This window comes from Bradyrhizobium sp. SZCCHNR1043, assembly GCF_032489675.1.
Classification (GTDB): Bacteria; Pseudomonadota; Alphaproteobacteria; order Rhizobiales; family Xanthobacteraceae; genus Bradyrhizobium.
In genome coordinates, this window is the sequence record NZ_JAUEYN010000021.1 from 60,569 (window position 1) to 83,444 (window position 22,876).

17 protein-coding genes are annotated in these 22,876 nt (G+C 60.7%); 5 read left to right on the forward strand and 12 right to left on the reverse strand.

Annotated elements, in window-relative coordinates:
- Positions 1–261: 261 nt before the first annotated feature.
- The 7 genes from QX039_RS30765 to QX039_RS30795 all read right to left on the reverse strand — a co-directional run bounded on the left by QX039_RS30765 (position 262) and on the right by QX039_RS30795 (position 6,782).
- On the reverse strand, positions 262–1,302 hold the full coding sequence (locus QX039_RS30765; protein ID WP_315773795.1) for a hypothetical protein: 1,041 nt from the start codon (positions 1,300–1,302) through the stop codon (positions 262–264).
- Positions 1,303–1,385: 83 nt separating this feature from the next.
- Positions 1,386–1,730, reverse strand: a complete 345-nt coding sequence (locus tag QX039_RS30770) for a KTSC domain-containing protein (RefSeq protein WP_315773797.1) — start codon at positions 1,728–1,730, stop codon at positions 1,386–1,388.
- 1,011 nt (positions 1,731–2,741) lie between these two features.
- Positions 2,742–3,950 carry a His-Xaa-Ser system radical SAM maturase HxsC gene (gene hxsC / locus QX039_RS30775; protein ID WP_315773798.1) on the reverse strand — a complete coding sequence of 403 codons (1,209 nt, stop codon included), beginning with the start codon at positions 3,948–3,950 and terminating at the stop codon, positions 2,742–2,744.
- A complete protein-coding gene (gene hxsB / locus QX039_RS30780) occupies positions 3,947–5,395 on the reverse strand; it encodes a His-Xaa-Ser system radical SAM maturase HxsB (RefSeq protein ID WP_315773800.1) in 1,449 nt (482 codons plus the stop codon). Before hxsB ends, hxsC begins: the two co-directional genes overlap by 4 nt.
- Positions 5,396–5,412: 17 nt before the next feature.
- On the reverse strand, positions 5,413–5,772 hold the full coding sequence (locus tag QX039_RS30785; protein ID WP_315773802.1) for a hypothetical protein: 360 nt from the start codon (positions 5,770–5,772) through the stop codon (positions 5,413–5,415).
- Entirely contained in the window at positions 5,747–6,028 is a 282-nt protein-coding gene (hxsA2, locus tag QX039_RS30790; RefSeq protein WP_315773804.1) for a His-Xaa-Ser repeat protein HxsA2, read from the reverse strand. Before hxsA2 ends, QX039_RS30785 begins: the two co-directional genes overlap by 26 nt.
- A gap of 379 nt (positions 6,029–6,407) precedes the next feature.
- Positions 6,408–6,782, reverse strand: a complete 375-nt coding sequence (locus QX039_RS30795; RefSeq protein WP_315773829.1) for a DUF3883 domain-containing protein — start codon at positions 6,780–6,782, stop codon at positions 6,408–6,410.
- A gap of 275 nt (positions 6,783–7,057) precedes the next feature.
- Between QX039_RS30795 and QX039_RS30800 the strand changes: the two genes are divergently transcribed.
- Positions 7,058–8,743 carry a recombinase family protein gene (locus QX039_RS30800; protein WP_315773806.1) on the forward strand — a complete coding sequence of 562 codons (1,686 nt, stop codon included), beginning with the start codon at positions 7,058–7,060 and terminating at the stop codon, positions 8,741–8,743.
- Between the two features lie 221 nt (positions 8,744–8,964).
- On the opposite strand, the gene QX039_RS30805 is transcribed toward QX039_RS30800, so the two are convergent.
- The 5 genes from QX039_RS30805 to tnpA form a co-directional block, all read right to left on the reverse strand.
- The gene (locus QX039_RS30805) at positions 8,965–9,546 is read right to left on the reverse strand and encodes a UPF0149 family protein (protein WP_315773807.1); all 582 of its coding nucleotides are present in this window, start codon (positions 9,544–9,546) and stop codon (positions 8,965–8,967) included.
- A 705-nt stretch (positions 9,547–10,251) separates the two neighbouring features.
- A complete protein-coding gene (locus tag QX039_RS30810) occupies positions 10,252–10,827 on the reverse strand; it encodes a UPF0149 family protein (protein ID WP_315773809.1) in 576 nt (191 codons plus the stop codon).
- Between the two features lie 44 nt (positions 10,828–10,871).
- Positions 10,872–12,431, reverse strand: coding sequence for an IS66 family transposase (tnpC, locus tag QX039_RS30815; protein WP_315773832.1), 1,560 nt, complete (start codon positions 12,429–12,431; stop codon positions 10,872–10,874).
- Positions 12,432–12,481: 50 nt separating this feature from the next.
- Positions 12,482–12,835, reverse strand: a complete 354-nt coding sequence (gene tnpB, locus QX039_RS30820; protein ID WP_315773810.1) for an IS66 family insertion sequence element accessory protein TnpB — start codon at positions 12,833–12,835, stop codon at positions 12,482–12,484.
- 144 nt (positions 12,836–12,979) lie between these two features.
- Entirely contained in the window at positions 12,980–13,309 is a 330-nt protein-coding gene (gene tnpA, locus QX039_RS30825; protein ID WP_409998916.1) for an IS66-like element accessory protein TnpA, read from the reverse strand.
- 191 nt (positions 13,310–13,500) lie between these two features.
- Here tnpA and QX039_RS30830 point away from each other — a divergent pair, with 191 nt between their 5' ends.
- From QX039_RS30830 to QX039_RS30845, 4 genes are all read left to right on the forward strand, one after another.
- Positions 13,501–16,851 carry an autotransporter domain-containing protein gene (locus tag QX039_RS30830; RefSeq protein ID WP_315773811.1) on the forward strand — a complete coding sequence of 1,117 codons (3,351 nt, stop codon included), beginning with the start codon at positions 13,501–13,503 and terminating at the stop codon, positions 16,849–16,851.
- 387 nt (positions 16,852–17,238) lie between these two features.
- The gene (locus QX039_RS30835) at positions 17,239–19,398 is read left to right on the forward strand and encodes an exonuclease domain-containing protein (RefSeq protein WP_315773813.1); all 2,160 of its coding nucleotides are present in this window, start codon (positions 17,239–17,241) and stop codon (positions 19,396–19,398) included.
- A 222-nt stretch (positions 19,399–19,620) separates the two neighbouring features.
- Entirely contained in the window at positions 19,621–20,577 is a 957-nt protein-coding gene (locus QX039_RS30840; protein WP_315773815.1) for an ArdC family protein, read from the forward strand.
- Positions 20,578–20,687: 110 nt separating this feature from the next.
- Entirely contained in the window at positions 20,688–22,811 is a 2,124-nt protein-coding gene (locus QX039_RS30845; protein ID WP_315773817.1) for a ParB/RepB/Spo0J family partition protein, read from the forward strand.
- Positions 22,812–22,876: the final 65 nt, after the last annotated feature.

Consider the following 22,876-nt stretch of genomic DNA (forward strand, 5'->3'; position numbering starts at 1 on the left):
TGGTATCCAGCAAAAGGCTTGTCGATGAAGCATCGAACTATCGCGTACAGCAGAGTAAGATTGGCGCTCGCAAGCTGGTCTGAGTCTCGCGCTCAAACCAGTCCGAGGCCGACGGTCGAGCTGCGACGATCGTAGAAGGCGTCGGCGTCGACGCCAATTCTCTCGCGGTCACCAGGCCGCCACGGCATGGGGAGGTGCGATCATCGTATTAGAGGGAGTAGAGTATCTCCCACTCCGTCGTAACGCCCATTTGCGGAAAAATTAGTTGTTCTGACTCAGTTTAGCTATGCACTCAGCGATTGATCGGCTACCCGCCAAATCTTGTGAGGTCTGTTGACAACTTTCCCTCCGCCATTTTTCCATAGCTGCATCACTATCTCGTCGCGCCGCTTCGTCGGCTGCGCGAGAGGGCGGCCCCCCAACATTGATGGCAGTCACGCTATTCAGGATGACGCCGTGCGGGGACCGTTCGACCAGCTTGCCCGTCAAACGCTCACCGTCCCTGCCTATGATATCCTGCACGGCCGAAGTTTGCATAGCTGCCAGCGGCATCGTAATCTCCAGCCGGTAGTTGCCCGGTGGCAAGGGCTTTCCAAGCGCGGTGAACCTCTCTGATCTGAATTGACCACCTCCCACGATCGCACGTGCCTGTGCGAAATAATTGGCCTCCTTGCGACGCAGCCCGATCAGCAGTTTTGTGCCGTCCGGAAGATTCGTCACGCCGACAATTGCGGGAGACGCGCTGCCGTCCGCTCTAGCAATGATGACCGCTTCGAGCGACTTATTCGCCTGCCCTGCGACGCTTGCGTTGATAATGGAGGATTTTGACGGGACGCCGACACTGGCGGTACGGCTGGTGTTCTCGGTGGCGGCGTCGTTGGAGGACGTCGTAGTTTGGTCGGAACTAATCCCGAAGAAAATCAATGCTGCAGCCAGTCCGAATACCAGCACCAGGACGAGAGTCTGTCTCGGCGTAACGAACCGCTGTCGCGGCTCATGCTGTCGTATCAATAGCTCAACCGGTGATGCTGCGACCGCGGCTTCTTGTTTCGCAAGCAAGCGGCGCTCCAATTTCGCAAAAAGCTCCTCGTTTCTGCGCCCGCTGGCTGCGACGGCCGTAAAGACCCACGCTACTATCCACGCCAGGACGCCTCCTCCGATGCCAACAATCGATGCGGCGCCGGCGATGGAAAAACAGCAAAACAAAAACGATAGAAATTTCCACACGCCGCCTCTGCCGCCTAGCGAAACTAAAAACGGCAAGAACGCTGCAATTGGCGCCAGGACTGCAATGCCTTCCATAACTCGCGCCTCTCCACGTCTCGATCAGAGCGCAACTCAAGAACGATTCCTCCGGACTCGCGGCGCGTGCCCCGAAAGGGAGCCTAATATTTAGGTGCGCGGTGTGTACGGCAGTCAAAAGGGCCGTCCGAGCCAGAGCCCTTGATGTTGGCGTTATAGAATTGCCCCATCGATGGTGCTGCCAAGAAGGCCTCGAATGTTGCTGGGGACAGCTCGCAATAAGGGTAATATATCGACCTAAGTTGCACCACCATGAACTGCTGGGACTTGTCATAGCACGCTCGGTTGATGAAGCTGCTCCGCGAGACTTCAGTGCAGGTGAAGGGCGATAGATCGAGCTTGCCGTAATATTTGACATCGATGGTCTCCGCCGCCGCCCAGGTGACGCCGGCGAGAGAAGCTGTGATGAGCACGGTAACCCGAAACATGTAGGACCTCATGCAGAACCCGCTGGAGTTTGCTTCAGGGTCGTTTTTCTGTTTTCGAAGCGCGATCTTCAGCGGCGATAGCTTCTTTCTCGCACATGTAGGCACCGCGCTTGGTGGTGCCGTAGCTCTTCGTTCCCGCGAAGTGATAAACCTTTGATGGCAGGTTGACCCAGACGACTGTGTCGGACGGGCATCGGCCCTTTGCGGAGGCCTCATCAGCAAACTGCCCCGCCTCCAGCGTTGCGGTGTCTCCGGGAGCCGAAGGTTGAGGTGCTGGGGCGGGTACGGGTGCCGCAGTTGTGGTCGGGGCCGGCTTTTGCGGCGCAGGGGCTGGCGCAGCTTGTGTCGCGGATGGCGCGGGCCGACTCGGCGGGGGCACAGCGGGGCTTGGCTTGGATTCGGGAGCGGTCGCACTCGGCATCGTGCCGCCGGCCCTGCACTGCTCAACATAGGCTCTCTCTTTGACGCCGCGGGCTTGCATGCCGGCCTTGTCGGCCCGCCATTCGGCCGTGCATTCCTTGGCAGTCTTCTGAGAAGACGAGGTCCTCGTTGGGGGGGACGGCGCCACAGGGGAGGGCGTCGCGACGCTCGGCCGCGGCGGAGGGGCTGAAGCTGCTGGCGCCGCACCCGCCTTGCACTGTTCCACATACGCTTTTTCGGTCACTCCGCGGGCTTGCATGGCGGCCTTATCAGCGCGCCACTCGGCGGTGCACTCTTTGGCGGTTTTCGATCCCGTTGCTGTCGCTTGCCTGGGTGCTGACGGCGGCGCCGTCTCCACCGGTTTGGCCTTTGGCGCGACAGCGGTTGGCTCCGCTGCGCCTTTACATTGTTCAACGTACGCTTTTTCGGTTGTGCCCCGGGCTTGCATCCCGGCCTTATCGGCACGCCATTCCGCCGTGCACTCCTTCGCAGTCTTTGCGAACACGGGAGCGACGGAGATGCTGCATACAACCACAGCAGCAATGAGCCGAATACCGATCTTCATGTTCGTTCTCCTGGCTCCGCAGCCTGCTATTTCGCCAAGGCGGTCAATTCATCTCGTCGGGAAGTGATCGCGCGTACGCCGCGGCTAAACCGCGGACGTCCAGTCGTAAAGAAGCCGCTACAAGTGTACTTCTCGTCACATCGATCGCATTCTTCGACAAAGCCATTCTTCCAGTCCGATATCGACTGGAGAGCATGCGGCCAGGCCGACTTTGGAAGGACACATTTCGGAAGGTTATAGACCGATACGTTGACGCCAGCGGCGCTCAAGTGATCGACGGCCCTCGCGAGTTCGTCGCCATAGTCCACGGGATCGATCCAGAGCATGGCATCGTTTGCAATGGCAAAGCCCGTGTTTTCGAGCCCCATCAATGCGACGTGGTCGACGAACGGCAGATTGCGGGAAATCCACCGAGCAGTGTCTTCGATGATCGGTGCGGTCAAGGCGTGCAGGACGACGCGGATTTCGACGCGCTGTCCCCGGTCCTTGAGTTTCAGGATGCCCAGGATCGTCTCATCGAACGCACCCTTGGCCTGCACGACGTAGTCATGGATATGATCGACCGAAGCGTAGACCGGAATGGCAGCCATCAGTTTCGGGTGGCCGATCTCTTTCCAGGCGTCGACGATCCGCGAGTCGGCGAACGCCCGGCCGTTGGTCAGCACCTGGATGGATGTTGCCGGCAGCCGATCGCGGCAATCCTTCAGGACGGCGATGAAGTCCTCCCAATCCGACAGGGTCTCTCCGCCGGTGAACGTCAGCGCGCGGGTCGCCGGGTCGATGAGCGGCAGGCTTTCTTTGATTTCACTCAGGATCCACCGGTCATAGACATCTTTCGGTGGTTGCGAACACATCAGGCAATAATTGTTGCACCGTTCGGTGACCAGAAACGAGTTGTGCGCGGAATTCCAGCGATACAGCGTGCGGAACTTCCCGGACGCGTGATCGAAGCCGACGACATCGCCGTCGGCGAGATAGTCATATTTTAGGGGGACGGCGATGAGCTGCCCTGTGAACGTACCGCGCAGATCGATTGAGCTGTCGGAGACGACAAGGATGGACGGCCAATCGGCTTTTATCGCGCGCTGGATGTCATCTGGCGTTTTGGCGATCGCGAAATCAGCCACGTGACGTTCAGCGACGCTGTCGACCGAGCGGAGCCTTAGAACCGATCGGACCTTGTCTGCGGAAAATCCAGCGGTCCGTGAGGCTGTGCCATAGAGGGGAAGGGTCATGCGGCGGCCCATCGTCGTAAGATGGCAGCATCTTCAGGAGAATTCTCCAGAATATCCAGCAGCAGACCCATGATGCCTTTTTGCCGAGAGCAAAATGCCGACAAGGGCTTGATTCCGAGCGCGTCACCCTGCGTTGCGTAATGGTAGACGGGGTCCGCGCCGCAGTGGCTCTCGTACACACAGGTCGAGCATTCGGGCGCACACTGCGTCAGCGACGACGAAATCACGCTGATCAGCTTGTCCGATAGGATGAGTGAATTGTAGCTGTCGTGTTCGACGTGACCGAGCCGGAAGGCGTCATCGCCGGTCTCGGCCAGCATCCTGCCTTCATCCGATGCAAAAACACTGCCGTCGTAGTTGTAGACCAGCGCACCAAGGCCGACGCCGGCGGGGCTGCGCAAATCAACGTAGCCGATGGGGCGGTCCGAGAGCATCCGTGTGAGAAGCAGCGCCGCGTAGAATTCCTGGAATGCGGTGCCCTGTCGGTTGATCTCCAGAACCCGGCGCAATCCTCGCTCGTAGAACGCAAGCCACCTCTGCGCGTCGTACTTGGCGAACTGCTTCGTTTTGATCGCAAATCCGAACGGAGAGAGCGGGCGCAGGAAGATACCATCCAGCCCCAGTTGGAGATATTCGTCAATGATCTCATCAACGCGATCGAGGCTTGCTTCCGTGGTAGTCATCAAGGCCCCGACCCTGTCGGGACCTAAAATCTCCCTGGCTCTCCGGATGCCGGCAACAGCTAGTTCATGACTATTTGCACCGGGTCGGGGACGGTTCTTGTTGTGCAGGTCGGCTGGACCGTCGAGGGAAGTCGAGAGTAGGACGTTGTTCTCTTTGCAAAAGCCGAGGACGTTGTCGTCCAACAAGGCCAAGTTTGAGGCGATGACGAAGTCGAGTTTCTTGCCGGACCGTTGCTTCGCAGCGGCAACAATCTTCCTGATCAGCGGAAAATTGAGAAGTGGCTCCCCACCCTGAAACTCAATCTTGATCTGTACTGTTGGGCTGGCAAACGCTATGTCGAGGGCGCGCATCGCGGTTTGCTCGCTCATGTCGAAAAGTGCGCGGTCAGTGCTTTGCCGCGAGACCTGGCAATAAGGGCAGGAGTGTTCGCACCGCAGCGTCATGACGAAAATATGGAGCGGGGTCGTCTGCTGCAGGAAGGACATCCGGCTTCTCAGCCGGGCCGCCAAAAGCTGTCGTTGGGCCTTCTGGTTCGTTCCTGTGACCAGATGGGCGGCGTAGGCCTTTTCGTAGAGGCCGTCGCCGGATCGAACCTGAAGGTCGACGAGCCGGTGCAGTTCCTCTTCAGACAGACGAACGAAATCGCCAACCATGTTGGCGACCAGATACTGGTTTGCTCCAGCGCGCTCAAAACTGAACGGCAGCAACGAAAGATCTTCGGTTGCCGCGCTGAAGCTCTCAGGACGTAGAAACCGTGCCATGGTCCTCCGGCTGGAGCTTATCCGGCATCATGTTTGTCGGCAGCTAGTGCTCCGAAGGCAAGTGCAAGAATGACGTTCCGAACGCCTTCGGTTTTTTCGGCGACGCGAGCCCGCAAGTTTTCGTCGGCGACAAGATTCAGAAACCGCTCCTTCAGCTCGTCCGAACTGAGCACGGCCCCCTTTTGCGGATTGGTTGAAGAGACCAGCCGGCAGACATAACGATCGCCCGCACGGTCAACCTGGCAGGTCGCCGTGCCAATCAGGCGATAGGCTGCCGCATCCAACGCATTGAGGTCTTGGATGCGTGAATCGAAATCGACAGCTACCTCGACCGGCAAGGCCGCTGGAAGCTTAGCGGCCGGAGACATGAGAGGCATGTGAGGCATGCGACGCGTGGGAACTATGCCCCGCGACGATGGTGCCATCGGCCTGCTTTGTCATGACGAACCCAAGAAGATCTTCGCCCGCTTGATAGTAGGCATTTGCCTCGGGCTTATCGCCAGTGATTTCGGCCGCTACAGAGGTCCGATCATCGGTAACGACCGCCTTGGCCTCGGCGCCCTGAACTGACATTCCGGTGAGCGATGCGAGCGCTGCGCCGAGCGAAAGCACGACTTTTGATTTCTCAGTCATATGGCCCCCCAATTAATCTTCTCAATGAATAGGCTCTATTACAACTTTGGAGGGCAGCGAGTCCATAGTTCTATTGGTTGAGCGGGTTCCTGGTCCGGACCGGTGCTCGCAGCGCGAAATCTGCCAGCCGACGACCTTTGCGCGCCCGCTTCCTGAAGCCCGCCAGCGAGCGGACGCTTTGGTCCAAACCGGAGGAAATATGCCGGCACCCCGCCATTTTGGATCCTTGCTGTTTTGCTAGCAGATCGAGCGAGTTAGGGCGGAAGGGACATTCCCGCAGGAGAGATCTCCGTACTTAGGACGATCGAAAAACGACCGGAGGTCCAGACTTTACTTGTTGGATGGCACGGCTTCCCGGCCGCGCCTCGCGTGAACCGCGTCATCTGGGTACAGAGGCGTATTTGTCCGGAACGAGTCGTAGGCCGGCGTCGAGTGGCGGCTTGATGTCGAACATTTCGGCACCGTTCTGGAAGTGGAAGACCCTCCGGACGCGGTAGATGGACGGATTCTGGGCAGCAACTTCGTATTGGGTGCGGGACAGCCAAAATCGAGTCCGCGCGTGCCTCTTGGTGGTGTTGATCTCAAGGAGCCTCTCCTCGCCATCCGGCTCGAAGGACCGAACGTCGTAGCCCTTATGGTCTTCACCACTTCGGTAGTTTTCTGATGCTCGGCGCCGCGACGAGGGTGCTTGGATTTTGAAGCCGCTCCCTTTCGTTCGAGGCGCTCCTTGGTTCCTTTGCGCGGCAGCCGGCAGTTCGGGGCATCATCTGACAAGCGGAACCCATCCCACTTCTAACCAATCCATTTTCGTCTTGCTGTATCTGCGGTCGTCAGATGATGATCGAAACACGTTGTTCTCTCGAGCCGCGTCCTCTTGTGATGGAGCGCCGCTGCTCTGAGAGTTGATCTGTTCGCTCACAGCGGAAGAGCGATGATGGGCATTACGGGAGAGCTCCTTATCATGATTGCAATTGGTCTTGTCAGCTAGCCAAAAGGGGCGTCTGATGCTGCTGACGAAGCTGCCGGGGCATGATGATGATCAATGCGCTCGTCGTCCGCGAGATCCACCTTCCGCAATCACCAAACGGACGTGCAGCGCAATACGTTCGCATGTCGACGGACTATCAGCGCTACTCGATCCAGAATCAAGCTGCGGTGATTGCGGCCTATGCTCACGCCCACGGGCTTTCGATCGTCAAGACCTATGCGGATCATGGCGAGAGCGGTCTCAAGATCAAGAACAGGCCGGGGCTTGCCAAGCTGATTGAAGACGTCAGCAACAGGCGGGCCGACTTTGACCATATCCTGGTCTATGACATCAGCCGGTGGGGCCGCTTTCAGGACATCGACGAAGCCGCACACTACGAGTTCATCTGCAAGCAGGTGGGGATCAGGGTCAGCTATTGCGCTGAGCAGTTCGACAATGACGGCAGCATGCTGTCCAACATCGTGAAGAACCTGAAGAGGGTTATGGCTGCGGAATATAGTCGCGAGCTCTCGCAGAAAGTTCACGCTGGTTCATGCCGGTTTGCGCGGATGGGATTCAAGCTGGGTGTTCAAACGATGTTCGGCCTTCAGCGCGTACTCGTCGACGAGAAGCTGCAGCAGAAAAAGGTGTTGGTCAGGGGAGACCGAAAGTACCTGATGACCGATCACGTCAGGCTGCGGCCGGGCGAAATGAATGATCGTGCTGCGATCGCGTGGATCTTCAGACGCTTTATCGAGTTGCGATCCGAAACAGCGATTGCCCGCGAACTCAACGATCGGGCAGTGCCGACAGCCAACGGTCGAGTCTGGAATCGAGCGATGGTGGGCAGAATTCTGCGCAACGAGAACTATCTGGGAAACATCGTCTACAACCGTCGCTCCCGCAAGCTCGGCGGTGTCTCGGTCTACAACCCGCCAGAGGATTGGGTTCGCGGCGAAGCCGCCCTCGAACCAACAGTCGATCGAGATCTCTTCCGGCAGGTGCAAAGGATCATAGCGGAACGTCGGGTCGACCTTTCCGAGGAGGAAATGCTACTGCGGCTGCGGCAGACAATGAAGAAGAAGGGGTGTCTCAGTCCGTCGATCATCAATTCGACGATTGGTCTGCCGTGTTGCAAAACGTACATGGATCACTTCGGGACCCTTAGAAGGGCATATGAACTGGTCGGATATACGCCAAGCCGGCGCTGCGACTATTTCGACGTACGACGCGCCTGGTCAAGTGACCTCTTGAAGCTATCGTCGCGCATCCGCGAGGAGATAAAAAGGCAGTCGACGATCAGTGTCCGCTTCGGCAATGTCAAAGGATACGTCTATTCTGCTCCGGAACACCATCTGGTCGTCGGTTCCAAGTGCCATCTCTTTTTCCGAATAGCCTATTGGACCGCAGCATGTCGGCGAAGTGTTTCTCCATTTTGGACAGTGTCTTGCCGGCACCTGCCGGAGGGACTGATCATTGCTATCCGGCTTGGAGAGCGCAACGGATCGGTTCTGGACTATGTTGTTCTCCCGACCGTCGCCAATGCCAGTCTGACGATCAGATTTCAGGAGCAGGGACGCGTGGATCATGGCGTCTTGTACTTCAAGACAGAGGGCGCCCTGGCTCGTGCAGTTGCTCGTCTCGTCACCACACGGAACCATACCGGGCGAACACGGCCGCAAGCGCTGATCCGAGCACTGAAAGAAACCCCAACCAACGAACAGGGCGCCGGCCGGCGGCGTCGATAGAACGAAGATAAAGATACGCTCCGAGCAGCGGCCCGTAGTTTCGTCGGAAGTCGCCGTTCAGTTTCGAAATATGAACGAGGTCAGACTTCGGACCTGAGTGGTCAGCCATTGCTGTCTCCCTTAGTTGAGTCAGCACCCTATGAACCACTGATTTGCCCGTCGGCGCAAGACAGAAATTCTGTTTTTTCGAATTTGATCCGGCGTGCGCACGAGGGCCGGGGTCACCGTTTCAGGCAGGAGGGCCGGATTTGGTATGGAGGTTCGTCGTAAGCGGGGCGAGCAGACCACGGCGGCGGGATCTGCGGCAATACCTGCTCGCGTCCAGTATTGGCGCATGGTCTCGACGGCGGCGGGAATATCCGCGTGGGCATTACGCAGGAATCCTTGCCTTCGCGGCCTTTCTTGGTCGGTCCAAAGAGCGGTCGGCCGTGGTCATCGACTGAGTGCAGGAGGATCGGTAGCAGCAGGCCGTGGTTGATGTCGGCGAGATTGAGGAGCCGCGCCCAGGCGGGCATCCTGAGCTGCATCGCCGCGTAGAATCCTCGGCACCAGGGGCGCGCGTCGACGTCGCCGTTGGCCTTGCGCCGATGCACGGGCCTGAACTTGTCGGGCGCGGCCGAGAGCGTGTCGCTTATGTGGTTGTGCCGCATGGCGCCGGCGGAGATGGCGGCGAACTCCGGCGTGCCGCCGTGATTGAACGCGTCGGCGCCGATGGCGAGCAACGGGCAGATCCAGTCAGGTGGATCGAGCAGAATAGGGGACAGACCGCGTTTTTCTCTCCCAGCGATCAAAAATCCGTTCAAGCCGCTTTGACCCGGCTAAAACTTTACACATACCCCACTATGTTTATCATGCCAGCTTTTGGCATCCTTTTCCTTACGTTTACAATCCCGTTCTGATATATTTACACGCAAGCGTTGGCCGTCGCAAAAAATATCAGCGCAACACTCCTTCTCCGGTGCATTAAGCTTGCAATTTACTGCCAACGCTTTTCCGCCGGTCGCGAGAGTGGCAAGCACCCCTACGGCCAATACCATCATCCTCGTATTCATGGCTATAGTCCCTCGTTGTGGCGCTGGCGGCGGTGCCGCCCCAGGTAGAACATATTTGCCTGAAGCCATCACAAGTTGCAAGGCCTCTGCGCCCCTCCAAGGCGCGCCTCTGCCCACCCCGGAAGCGACTGGCGCGCCAATGCACACCAAGTTGCTGGCCGTTCGACAGAATAAGTAAGGCGGAACGTATCGCAAATCCGCACATGCCATGTTCAATGGCCCGTCGAGCAGTGCATTGGTCTCCCTCATACTGCGGCTCGAGGTACTTGCCAGGGAGCGCAACACAGCGGCCTTGATCCATCCCATCGCAGTCATGGGAGGATGAAATTGAGCGATTGATCGACGCCGGGTCTGCCCGCGAATCCTGACCGTCCCGCAGCCCGGAAATTGCCCGGATATTCACCTCGAGACATGCGGAATGTAAGTAACCGGCATGAGCGTCCACGTAGGCAGCAATCAGCCAGTACGGGCGTAGCGGGTCGGCATCCAGTACTGGCGCATGGCTTCGACAACCGCCGGGATATCGGTATGGGCGTTGCGCAGAAATTCCTTGGTCTCCCGGCCTTTCCTTGCCGGTCCGAGCAGCGGACGGCCCTGATCGTCAACACAGTGCAGCAGGATGGGTAGCAGCAGGCCGTGGTTGATGTTGCGGGTGTCGAGCAGTGGTGCCCAAGCCGGTAGTCGCGGCTGCATGGCGGCGTGGAATCCCCGGCACCAGGGACGCGCATCGACGTCGCCGTTCGGCTTGCGCGGATGGATCGGCTCGAACTGCTTCGGGTTGGTCGAGAGGGTATTGCTGATGGCGTTGTGGCGCTGCACGACGGCGGAGATCGCCGCGAACTCCGCCGTGCCGCCGTGGTTGAAGGCGTCGGCGTCGATGGCAAGTAGTGGACAGATCCAATCGAGCGGACTGATCGACACCGGCCCGGCCACGATCGCGGCAACGTAGCCGTCCAGCATCGGCAGGCTGATGACGACAGGACGCCGCTCGGCGCGGTCCTGCAGCCATCGATCGAGTTCCGCGAGCGACATGGTGGCGGCCGTGGTCGAGGACGAAGCCGAATGGCGACGCCGGCTCATGCGGCCACCTGCGCGGTGCGTGCGTGGGCAGCCTTCCAGTTCCAGGCCAGCAGTTCGTGCAACTGGTGGCTTTTAGTCCGCCCGGAAACGATGCGCTCCAGCACGTCGGCCAGATAGGCCTGCGGATCGAGTTCGTGGAGCTTTGCCGTGTTGCCGAGCGAGGCCAGGATCGCCCAGCTCTCGGCGCCGCCTTCGCTGCCGCTGAACAATGAGTTGCGGCGGCCCATTGCAATCGGGCGCATGGAACGCTCGACCGTATTGGTATCGACCTCGACGCGGCCGTCGCGGAGAAACAGCGTCAGCCCGTCCCAGTGATTGAGCGCATAATTGATGGCCTCCACCAGCTTCGACTGGGAGAACAGCTGGCCGACCATTGCCGTCAGCCGTGTCCTGAGCGCCTCCATCAATGGTGCGGTCCTGGTGCGGCGGGCCGCAAGCCGCTGTTCGGCGCCGCTGCCGCGGATCTCGGCCTCGATGGCGTAGACTGCCTGCAGGCGCTCGATCACTTCGCGAGCGAACGGCGACTGCATCGTCTTGTACACCTCGACGAATTTGCGTCGGGCATGGGCGAGACAAAAAGCCAGTTGGATCGCACCGCCATGACCGCGGGCGAGCGCTTTGTAGGCGGCATAGCCATCCACCTGCAGAATGCCCGAGAAGCTGGTCAGCTGCCCGGCGATCTCCTTGGTGCCGCGGCCATCGGCAAACACATAGGCGACCGCCGGCGGCGATGGGCCGCCCCATGGGCGATCATCCATCGCATGCGCCCAGAACTGGCAGATACGGGTGCGATGTCGTCCGGGATCGAGCACCGGCATCGGCGTCTCGTCGCAGAACAGCCGCGGCGAAGCCTGGATCGTCCGCAGCTGAAGCTCGTAAAGGCTCTTGAGCCACCATGCCGCACGCTTCACCCAGCCGGCAAGCGTTGCGCGGTCGAGATGAATGCCCTGACTGGCCAGGATCTGCACCTGCCGGTACAGCGGCAGATACCAGGCAAACTTCGACAGCACCACGTGGGTCACCAGCGCCGTCGAGGCCATGCCGCCCTCGATCAGACGCGGCAGCACCTTCGCCTGGACCACTCCGTCAGTGCAGCCGCGGCAGCCATATTTGGGACGGATCGTGCGTAGCACGCGCAGGATCGCCGGAATTACGTCCAGCACCTCGCTCACGTCCTCGCCGATCCGGTGCAGAACGTCCTGGCAGCACGGACACGCTGTCGTGTCCGGCTCGAGCACCTGCTCGCAGCGCGGCAGATGCTTGGGCAGCGCGCCGATGTTGCGCCTTGCCTTCTTGCACGGCTTCCCAGTCTGCTTCGTCGCAGGCACATCGTCGTTGGCTGGCGCAGGTGGTGTGACGCCGGTCGCGAGATCGTCCAGTTCGAGCGCGAGCTGCTCGGCCACGATCGCCGCCAGCCGCTCCGAGCGCTTGCCGAAGATCATCTCCTTGAGCGTCTGCATCGCCACACGCAGCTTCTCGTTCTGGGCGTCGAGCGCGAGCGCCATCTCGGTCAGAGCCGCTGCGTCGGTCGGGAGAGCTTCGGGGCGAATCGCCATGATCGAACGATATATCCACGCATCACAGGCTCCAGCAAAATCGTTGCCTCTCAGCCGACAACGGCCGGCTGCTTCACAGGCTTGGGTGAAACACGCGTCCACTCGAGCCCGTCGAGTAGCATCGCGAGTTGTGTGGCGCTCAGATGCACCACTCCGTCGCGGATTGGCGGCCAAGTGAAGTGTCCCTGGTGCAACCACTTCGTCACCAGAACCATACCGCTGCCATCCCATGCCAGAAGCTTCACTCTGTCCGCGCGCTTGCTGCGGAACACGAAGACGTCGCCGCAATATGGGTTCGCGCGCAGTGCTTCGCTCACCAACGCCGACAGCGTGTGCACCGACTTACGAAAGTCGACTGGCTGTGCCGCCAGCACCACCTTGAGGTCGGGCCGTAAGGCAATCAACGGATGCCCCGAAGCGCCGATAGCACCGTGGAAAGCGTCGCCAGCTCCACTCCCGGCTCAACCCGGATGCGTGCCCCTCTCACCTCGATCTCGATCACCCCGCCAGGCTTGCCTGGGGGCAGTGCCATCTGCAGCGGCACCTCCTTATGCGTAGAAGCCAGCCCGGTCCGGCTCGTCTGCCGTCGCCTGACCGCTCTCGGAAGTGATCCGGACCGGCACGAAGCCTGGTGCCTGAGGGACCGCTGCCGTCGCAAACTTGTGCCGCCAAACCGTGAGCAGCCCACGGACAACGCCATGGCGCCGAGCGACCTCGGAGATATTGGCCCCTTCCTCGAAGCTCTCCGCCACGATCCGAGCCTTCTCCTCAGCCGTCCACTGCCGTCGCCGACGATGCCCCGTGATCACCTCGATGCGACGATAGCAGCCGCCTTCCTGCCTGGCATCAAGCATGGCTTCATGCATGGCTTCTGACATAGTCCACCTCCAAAAAGCAGTTCATGCCAGGATCTATCGCAGCTCAGTCGCGCGATGCCCAGGTGGGGGACTCATGCCGGTTACGGCTCGTCGGCTGGCCGGGCCGGCAGAGCAGGTGGATTGTTGGAAACCTACGGTAACATGATGACACGAATTGTAACCTCAGATAATTTGGTATCTGGGGGTGGTTCATGCGTCAGGTGTTGTCTCGCGTAACGATCGCGGTCGCGTTGGGTTGTTGTCCAGCGTTTCCAGCTTTGGCGACCGATCTTTGGCAGTTCGATTTTACGTCCTCGCGCGGCGGCGGGCAGTTTCTGGTCAATCCGGCCAATTTCGTCATTCCGGTATCAGCTGGCTCGCCGTCCACGTTCAATGTGGTCGGGGCGAATATCACGATCGATGCAGGAGGCGTGCTGGGGACCGCTCACTACACGTTGGGGAGCTTGTCTGGGACGAACTGTACGCCGGCGGAGTGTCGCGTGATTTTCTCCGTCCCGGACGTTGTTCCCGGGTTTGGCACCTACGATGTCTTGCTGCAGCTGAATTTCGAGCGGATCTGGGTGAATTGGTCTACGCCCAGTCAGCAACAGATTCAGATGTGGCTGAGCACCAATCCCACGGCAACGTTCAACTGGAACGATGTGGCTACGGCGACGCGGACGGTGGTTTCCGTCGCGCCCGGATGGCTTGCCACACCCATCAATTCCGATTGGAACACGGCAGCGAATTGGACTGTCGGATCGGTCCCCCTTGCGACAGACACCGCCCGGTTCGGCGCCTCGACTGTCACCGCAATCGACGTGAGGCAGGCAACGCAGGTGGCTGGTTTGAGCTTTCTGAGCGGCGCACCGGCCTATACATTCAACGTGACGGGCAATTCCGGCGGCGCCGCGTCGCTGGTGATCAGCGGGACGGGGATTGACGATCAGTCCGGCAATCGCCCGAGCTTCATGGTGTCAGGTATCTCTGGCAATCTAGGTACGCTCCAGTTTGCCAATTCGGCGACGGCGGGTGACGCGGTCATCACCACGGGCGCCTTCGGAGTTACGCGCTTTACCGACACCAGTAGCGGCAGCACCGCTCAGCTCGTGACCAATTTCGGCGGCTCTGTCGACATTTCTGGGCTGACATCCAGCGGGATAAGCGTTGGATCGATTGCTGGCGCCGGCAACTTTATTCTCGGCTCGAAAACCTTGACGACCGGACTGTCGAATACGGACACCGAGGTTTCGGGTGTCATATCGGGGGCCGGTGGCAGTCTGACCAAGGTTGGAGGTGGCGCGCTGATCTTGTCCGGCAACAACACCTATTCAGGAGGGACCCAGCTGAACGCCGGCTCTTTGGTCATTGCCAACAACAACGCCTTGGGCAGCGGCACGCTCAATATGGCGAACGGAACGAGCCTCTCTTTCGCGAACACGGCCGACTTTGCAATCGGCAATGCGATTCAGCTCACGGGGAGTGGACATTTTGCGGCGCCGGCAGGCACGACGCAGACCATCCAGGGGACGATCTCGGATGGAGGTTCTGCTGGAACGGTGGTGTTCGACGGCGTCGGAACGATGGTGCTGGCTGCTGCCAACGCCTACACCGGGGGAACGGTTGTCAACGCGGGGACCTTGCGGCTTTCGGGCAGCGGTACGCTCGGTGCGGCTAGCGGATCAACGACGGTCGCAGGCGGAATCCTCGACCTTGGCGGGACCACTCAGACGCAAAATGGAGGTTTCTTTCTGACGAGTGGGTTGGTCAGAAATGGTGTGATCGCATCCAATACAGACTTTGTCGTTCAATCCGGCACTGCAAACCTCGATCTCAGCGGTGCCGGCGGTCTCACGAAAACGGGCTCGGGTACGTTCGTCCTCGCGGGGACGGCCAGCTACACCGGAGCAACGAATATCAACGGCGGCGTTTTCCAGGTGGACGGCGCGCTCACCGGGACGTCGGCAGTCAACCTGAATTCCGGGATGATAACCGGCACCGGGACAATTGATCCCCTGACGGTCAGCATCAATAGTGGCACCGTCCTCGCGCCCGGAAACGGTACAGCCGGGAGTTCGATGGCGATCGTGGGGAATCTCGCATTTCAATCTGGCGCGATCTATCTCATTCAGCTCAATCCGACAGCCTCGAGTTTCGCCAGTATCAGCGGCACGATGACGGCGGGCGGGGCAACGGTCGAGGCAATCTTTGCTGCGGGCAGCTACGTCGCCAAGCGCTATACGATCTTGACCGCCGGTGGCGGCGTCAGCGGGACGTTTGCCTCCTTGGCGAATACCAATCTCCCGGCTGGTTTCAAATCCGCCCTCAGCTATGACGCAAATGCTGCTTATCTCGACCTATCGCTTGATTTCGTTCCGGCAAGCGCGCCGAACTACGGTGGCGGCCTGTCCGCGAACCAGCGGAATGTTGCCAACGCACTGACGCGGTTCTTCGATACGACGGGCAGTATTCCGCTCGTGTTTGGCACACTTTCGCCTTCGGGACTGACCCAAGTATCGGGAGAGCTCGCGTCAGCTCCGCAGCAGGCCACGTTCAATGCGATGGGGCAGTTTGTCAGCCTGCTCGGGGATCACGGTCAGGCCGGGCGCGACGGCGTTGGCGAAGTTGCCCCGCTGGCCTATGCCGAGGCTGGCAGGACACCGAGCCGGCCGGCGGGGAACGCGTTTGCGTCGATGAGCAGGCAGCCAGAATCGCTCGAGCCGCGCTGGAGTGTTTGGGTTGACGGATTTGGCGGGTCGCAGTCGACGGATGGAAGCGCCGGAGCCGGATCAACTCACTCCACCAGCCGCATCTACGGCACTGCGGTCGGGGCAGACTATTTGTTGACGCCGGCCACGGTCGCGGGATTTGCTTTCGCGGGTGGCGGCACAGGTTTTAGTGTCAACGCCCTCGGAACAGGGAGATCTGATCTGTTTCAGGCTGGCGCCTATGTTCGACACGTCCAAGGGCCGGCCTATCTGAGCGCCGCCCTGGCTTACGGTTGGCAGGATGTAACGACAGATCGCACCATAGCCGGTGTCGATCGGTTGAAAGCGTCGTTCAAAGCGAACGCCTATTCCGGACGCGTTGAAGCCGGCTATCGCCTGTCGGTGCCCTTGATCCGCAATTTCAGTCTGACGCCCTATGCAGCAGGCCAGGCCGCCCATCTTGATCTGCCCCAATACGCCGAGCAGTCGGTCGCTGGAGCCTCGGTGTTCGCCCTGAGCTATTCCGCCAAGCGGGTGACAGATTATCGGACCGAAATAGGACTTCGGACCGGCTTGTCCTTGGGGGACAAGGATGGCGTGCTCAACTGGCGAGGCCGTATCGCGTGGGCTCATGACTTCAATTCGGATCGCAGCGTCGCTGCAACTTTCCAATCGCTGCCCGGGGCAAGCTTTACCGTCAGCGGCGCGCAGCCGGCGCCGGACGCTGCGTTGACCACTCTGGGTCTCGAACGACATTGGAGCAATGGCTGGACCGCGGCTGCCACCCTCGATGGAGAGTTCTCGAGCACCACACGTTCCTATTCCGGTAGAGCCTCCATGCGCTATGTCTGGTGACCGCGATATCGCAAGAATCGATGAGAATCATCACGAGCGGCGAGATCATCGGGAACGAGTGGGACAGATTCATATCTCTGCGGAAGCTCACGATCCTTCGACTAGGGGTCGTGCTTGGCTCGCCTCGAGATGAAAATCGGGCGCGCCTTTTAGTCATTCCGACGCAGATTCCTCGATGGGTCCGTCGATCAGGAGGGGCGCGCATTCGCACGATGACGGCGAAGGCTCAAGCGGGCACTCACTTGACAAATCGGGGCAGGAAAGAACAAAAATAGAACGGGGTGGCCGCACCGTCAAGAGAGCCCAATGCCCACCCTCACCTCAGAAGGCTTGAAGGGCTGAACCGCGCTACGCTGCGCAACAGAAGGCATGAAAAGAGCGCCCCGGATGAAGCCGCAAGTTCTTCCTGTCTATTACTATCTCGATCATTTCACGGAGATGCTCGGCTTCGTGAAGAAGACTTACGATGCTGTCCTGACCCCGGAGCACCATGTCTTCATCGAGCAATTTGACGGTCTTCCCAGGGATGCACAATGCCTTCTTGTCCGCATGGTCAATCGGCGGGGAGCGATCTTCAATCGCACGCTCTTCAAATATCCAGAGATTGCAGATGTTGAAGCCGCGGCTCGGCATCTGCTTGCCAGCGCCCATGCTCGTGTTCTGCAGGTCGACGATTACGCCGCTTTCGTAACATGCTTGCCCAAAGACACCCTCGTGACGGCGGCGCATGCATCTGGAAGATCCGATATTCGTAAATCCTGGTCGAAGTCCAAGCTCGTCGAATACTTTCTCGCCAATGTTCCTTTTGAGGTCGCTGCTCAGCATTGTGGCGGGAAAAACTTCATCGCGCTTCACAACACGAGGCCGATCGAATTTCTGCTCTATCTCTATTTTGGCAAGACGGAGCGGGATCTCAAGACCTTCGCGCTGCGCGATCTCGGCATCATGCGCACCAACAGTGCGACCTCGTTCAGTGCACGCTTTGCGGATGGCGATGAAGCCCACGCCTGCTTTCACTATAGTAGCCTGCTCGACCAACTCGAGACCGAAGCCGAGGCGATCTATCGCCAGGGAGTGGTCGACCTGCTCGGCGGACCGCCAGGTCCGACAGATTACGCTCAGGATCTGAGAAGCCGCGCGGCCTTCAAGCTTGGCCAGTTCTTCGAGAAGGGCGCCGATACTGCGCTCGCGCTTCAACTTTATCGTGCCGGTTCGTCCCCCGAATGCCGCGAGCGCCTCGTGCGCCTTCACTACAGTCTGGGCGCGAAAAGCGAATCCGAAGCGCTTCTGCGCCGGATCATTGATGATCCGGCGAGCGACGAAGAGCACGTTTTTGCGGTCGACTTCTATGCGCGCAAGTTTGGCGGTCAGCGAACGGGGCTTTGCACCGAACTCCTGCGCTCGGGGCGCGTCGTCGCGGTCGACGACACACATCGGGGCAACCCGGAGGCCGGTGTCGCTGGGGTCATGCGCCGTCAGGGCAGTCAGGTATACTTTGCCGAGAACGCATTGTGGCACACCCTGTTCGGCCTTCTGTTCTGGGATGAGTTGTTCGAATCCGGTCAATTGCACAGCGGCTTCGACTGGGTCCCGCAATGTCTCAAAGACCGCATGTTCATCCGATTGTTCAAGGCCCAGGTGGACGTGAAGCTTGCCGCCGTCCGATCGGGTGATGCCCTTCCGCTGATCTTGCGTGCGCTCGCTGCGCACTGGGGGCGGCCCAATGGCATCTTCAATTGGGATCGCTTTCAGATCGAGGCTGTCCGTACGCTTCTCGATCACGCCAACCCTCACGGCGTTGCCGCGATCTTGCACGCGATGTGCGAGGATTTCCGCACGATGCGCGACGGATTCCCTGATCTGATGCTGCTTCGCGATGGCGCGGTCTCATTCGTGGAGATCAAGGCAGAGGGTGACGTCATCCGCCGCAACCAGCTCACACGCCTGCGACAACTGCAATCAGCCGGGCTCCAGGCAGAGATCTGCAGGGTCGAGTTTTGCTTCGACCCCGGGCAGGATTACATTGTTGTCGATATCGAGACGACCGGGAGCTGGGCCTCTGGCGACCGCATAACCGAGATTGGCGCGGTCAAGATCCGCAATCATCAGGTTGTCGATGAGTGGCACTCCCTGCTCAATCCTCAGCGTCCCATTCCGGCAAATATCACCCGGCTCACGGGCATCACAAACGAGATGGTTCGCGATGCTCCGGTTTTCGCATCTGTTGCAGACAGCTTTCTCGAATTCATGGGTGACGGCGTCTTCGTCGCGCACAACGTCAATTTCGACTATGGCTTTATCGCTTACGAGTTCAGCCGTCTCGATCGAAAGTTCCGCTTTCCAAAGCTTTGCACCTGCGCCGGAATGCGACGGCGATATCCCGGCCATAAGTCCTACGGGCTCGGAAATCTGTGCCAGATCTATGACATCGAACTCGAGAGCCATCATCGCGCACTCTGCGATGCGAAGGCTGCCGCCCAGCTGCTCAATCTGATCAACAGGAAGCGCGAAAGTGAGGGCCCGCTGGCGGAGGAACAGGCCGCTTAAAGATGCGGCGCTGTCCCCAGAGAGGCAATACACGCCTACAGCTCATCATCCCGGTGGACGTCAAACGGCGATGTCCTCCCCGGAAGCTTCGGAGGGAATTCATGGGCCGTCCGCCCTGGATGGGCGTGAAGCTCGTTGAGAGCAAGAGTGCAGGCCGGGTTTTGGCCGTGACGGGTTGGAAGTGGCGAGAGAGTTCCGCCGCGCCCGTCGCGGAGATCCGCGATGCAGGGACGGAGACTTGGTGCGCGCGCCGGCGAGAGCCGGGCGAGCCTCTATGAGGAGATCACGAGCAAGATCATCGGTGAGCTGGAGGCTGGCCGGGTGCCCTGGGTTCGGCCATGGGGGACGCAAGCGGCGAAGGCTCAGCTGGCCTTGCCACGGAATGGGGCTACGGGTCGGCCGTACTCGGGGATCAACGTTCTCATCCTCTGGGGGGCAGTCATCGAGCGCGGGTTGACGGGCCAGAGCTGGTTGACCTTCCGGCAAGCTCTCTCGCTCGGCGGTCATGTCCGCAAGGGCGAGCGCGGCGTCTCTGTCGTCTACGCCGACCGCTTTGTGCCATCGGATGAACGGCAACGTGCCCGCGAGGTCGGCGAGGAGGCGCAAGCCATTCCGTTCCTGAAGCGGTTTACTGTATTCAACACCGACCAATGCGATGGTCTGCCAGATGATATCGCAACCGTGGCACCGCTTCCGCCGCCGGGTGTCATGGAGCCTGTGGTCGAGACCCTGATTGTCAACAGCGGCGTCGACTTCCGGATCGGGGGTGATCGTGCGTTCTATGCGCCAGTCGAAGATTTCGTGCAGGTGCCACTGCCAGCGGCGTTCTTCGAGCCAATCAACTGGTACCGCACCGCTTTGCATGAGCTCGCCCATGCGAGCGGTCATGCCTCGCGGCTGAATCGGGATCTCTCGGGTCGGTTCGGCAGCCGCAAATACGCCTTCGAGGAGCTGATCGCCGAGATCGCAGCCGCCTTCAGCTGCGCCGCGCTCGGCATCGTGCCGACCGTGCGCCATGCCGACTATCTCGGCTTTTGGCTCGACGTCCTGCGCGAGGATAGTCGCGCCATTGTCCGGGCGGCAAGCCAGGCGAGCCGCGTGGCTGACTATCTCCTCGGCTTTGCACCGAGTGCTGCTGGCCTCGCTCAGCCAAGCGCTCCGGATCGCGTACCCGCGTGAAGCCTGCACGCTTGGGAGACCAGAGGAGAGGGAGAGGGCGAGAGGTGCTCTGCGACGGGTTGAAGGCCTGAGAGAGAGGCTCCGGGCCGCCCGTCGTGGAGAACGAAGACATGACCAAGGCCGCTCACAAGATCACGCTGTCGCCATCGCGCGACATTCCTTTCAACAAGCTCGTGCTCAGCCAGTCCAACGTGCGCCGGATCAAGGGCGGCGTTTCGATCGAGCAACTGGCCGAGAGCATCGCCGAGCGGACGCTGCTGCAAAGCCTGAACGTTCGGGCTGTCCTCGATGCCGAGGGCAGGGAGACCGGGATGTTCGAAGTGCCCGCGGGCGGCAGGCGCTACCGGGCGCTGGAGCTCCTGGTGAAGCAGAAGCGAATGGCGAAAACGCAAGTTGTGCCTTGCGTGGTGCGCGATTCCGGTTCGGCCCTGGACGACTCGCTCGCCGAGAACGACCAGCGTGTCGGCCTGCATCCCCTGGATCAATTTCAGGCGTTCCAGGCCCTGCGTGACGGCGGCATGGGAGAGGAGGAGATCGCGGCGCGGCACTTCGTGACCGTTGCGGTCGTCAAGCAGCGGCTGCGGCTGGCAGCGGTCTCGCCGGCGCTTCTGGACGTCTACGCGGCCGACGGCATGACCCTGGAGCAGCTGATGGCGTTTTCGGTGACGTCGGATCATGCACGCCAACAGGAGGTCTGGGACAAGGTCAGCCGTTCCGGCGGCGATACGCCCTACCAGATCCGGCGGCAGCTCACCGAGCAGACGGTTCGGGCGTTCGACCGCAGGGCCCAGTTCATAGGGCTGGCTGCCTACGAGATGGCCGGTGGCGCTGTGCTGCGGGATCTGTTCGAGGCCGACGATGGCGGCTGGCTCCACGATGTCGCGCTGTTGGACCGGCTCGTGGCGGAGAAGCTGAAGGCGGAAGCGGAGCGGATTGGCCTTGAGGGCTGGAAGTGGATCGCGGCCGCCGTGGACTTCCCTTTCGGGCATACTCATGGCTTGCGCGAGCTTCACGGGCAGCCGGCAGAGCTCACCGCCGACGAGCGGGCGACCATGGAAGCGCTGCGGACCGAGCAGGCCAGGCTCGAGGCCGAACACGGTCAGGCCGATGAACTGCCTGAGGATATCGATCAGCGTCTCGGTGAGATCGAGGCGGCGCTGCAGTCCTTTGACGAGCGGCCGATGATCTTCGATGCAGCCGAGATGGCGCGCGCTGGCGCGTTCGTCAGCATCGACTCGGAAGGCCGACTGCGCGTCGCCCGCGGTTTCGTCCGACCCGAGGATGAGGCCGTGGTGTCGGAAGATGAGCCGGAGACCGAAGCTGGTCACGACAGGGACACTCCGACCGCCATTCCGGGTATGGAGGGCAAGGTGCCGGCGGCGACAATCGTCATCGGTCACGGCGAGCAGGAAGCGCCCGACGACGCGGAGGATGTCGAGCGGCCGCTGCCCGACCGGTTGATCAGCGAGCTCTCGGCGTATCGCACGCTCGCCCTTCGTGAGGCACTCGGCCGAGAGCCATCCATCGCCTTCCAGGCGGTGCTGCACACCTTCGTGCTCGCGGCCTTCTATCCGTACGGCTCAGCCCTCAACTGCCTGGAGATCTCGCTGCGCACCCCGAGCTTCCCGGCGCAGCCGCCGGGCCTGCAGGACAGCGCGCCGGCAAGGGCGATCGCCGCGCGTCACGCGGCCTGGAAGGCGAAGCTGCCGGTCAACGACAAGGACCTCTGGGCAGCGTTGACGACGATGGACGGAGCGGCCCAGGCAGAGCTGTTCGCCCATTGCGCCGCGCAAGCGGTGAACGCGATCTTTGAGCCGGCCAACCGCGTGCATCAAGGCCGCCTGTCCGCCCACGGCGTCCGCGGGCGCCTCGAACAGGCCGACCATCTGTCGCGCGCCGTCGGGCTCGACATGATCAGCGCCGGCTGGAAGCCAACTGCCGCCAACTATCTCGGTCGCGTCACCAAGCACCGCATCCTGCAGGCCGTGCGAGAAGCGAAGGGCGAAGCGTCGGCGCAGCTCATCGAGCATCTGAGGAAGCCGGACATGGCGCGTGAAGCCGAGCGGTTGCTTGAAGGCAGTCGCTGGTTGCCCGAGCCGCTGCGTGGCGCGGATGCCGAGGTAACGCAGGCGGCCGATGGCGTCGATTCCGCTAGCCTGCCGGCGTTCCTCAGTGAGGATGAGGAGGCGACGGAAGGCGCTGACGACGTGGAGGAGATAGTTGCCGCGGAATGATCAGCTTGCCTTCGCGGCCGATCCCAACCTGAAGAAACCGAAGTGCAAGCCCGGTCAGATCGGCC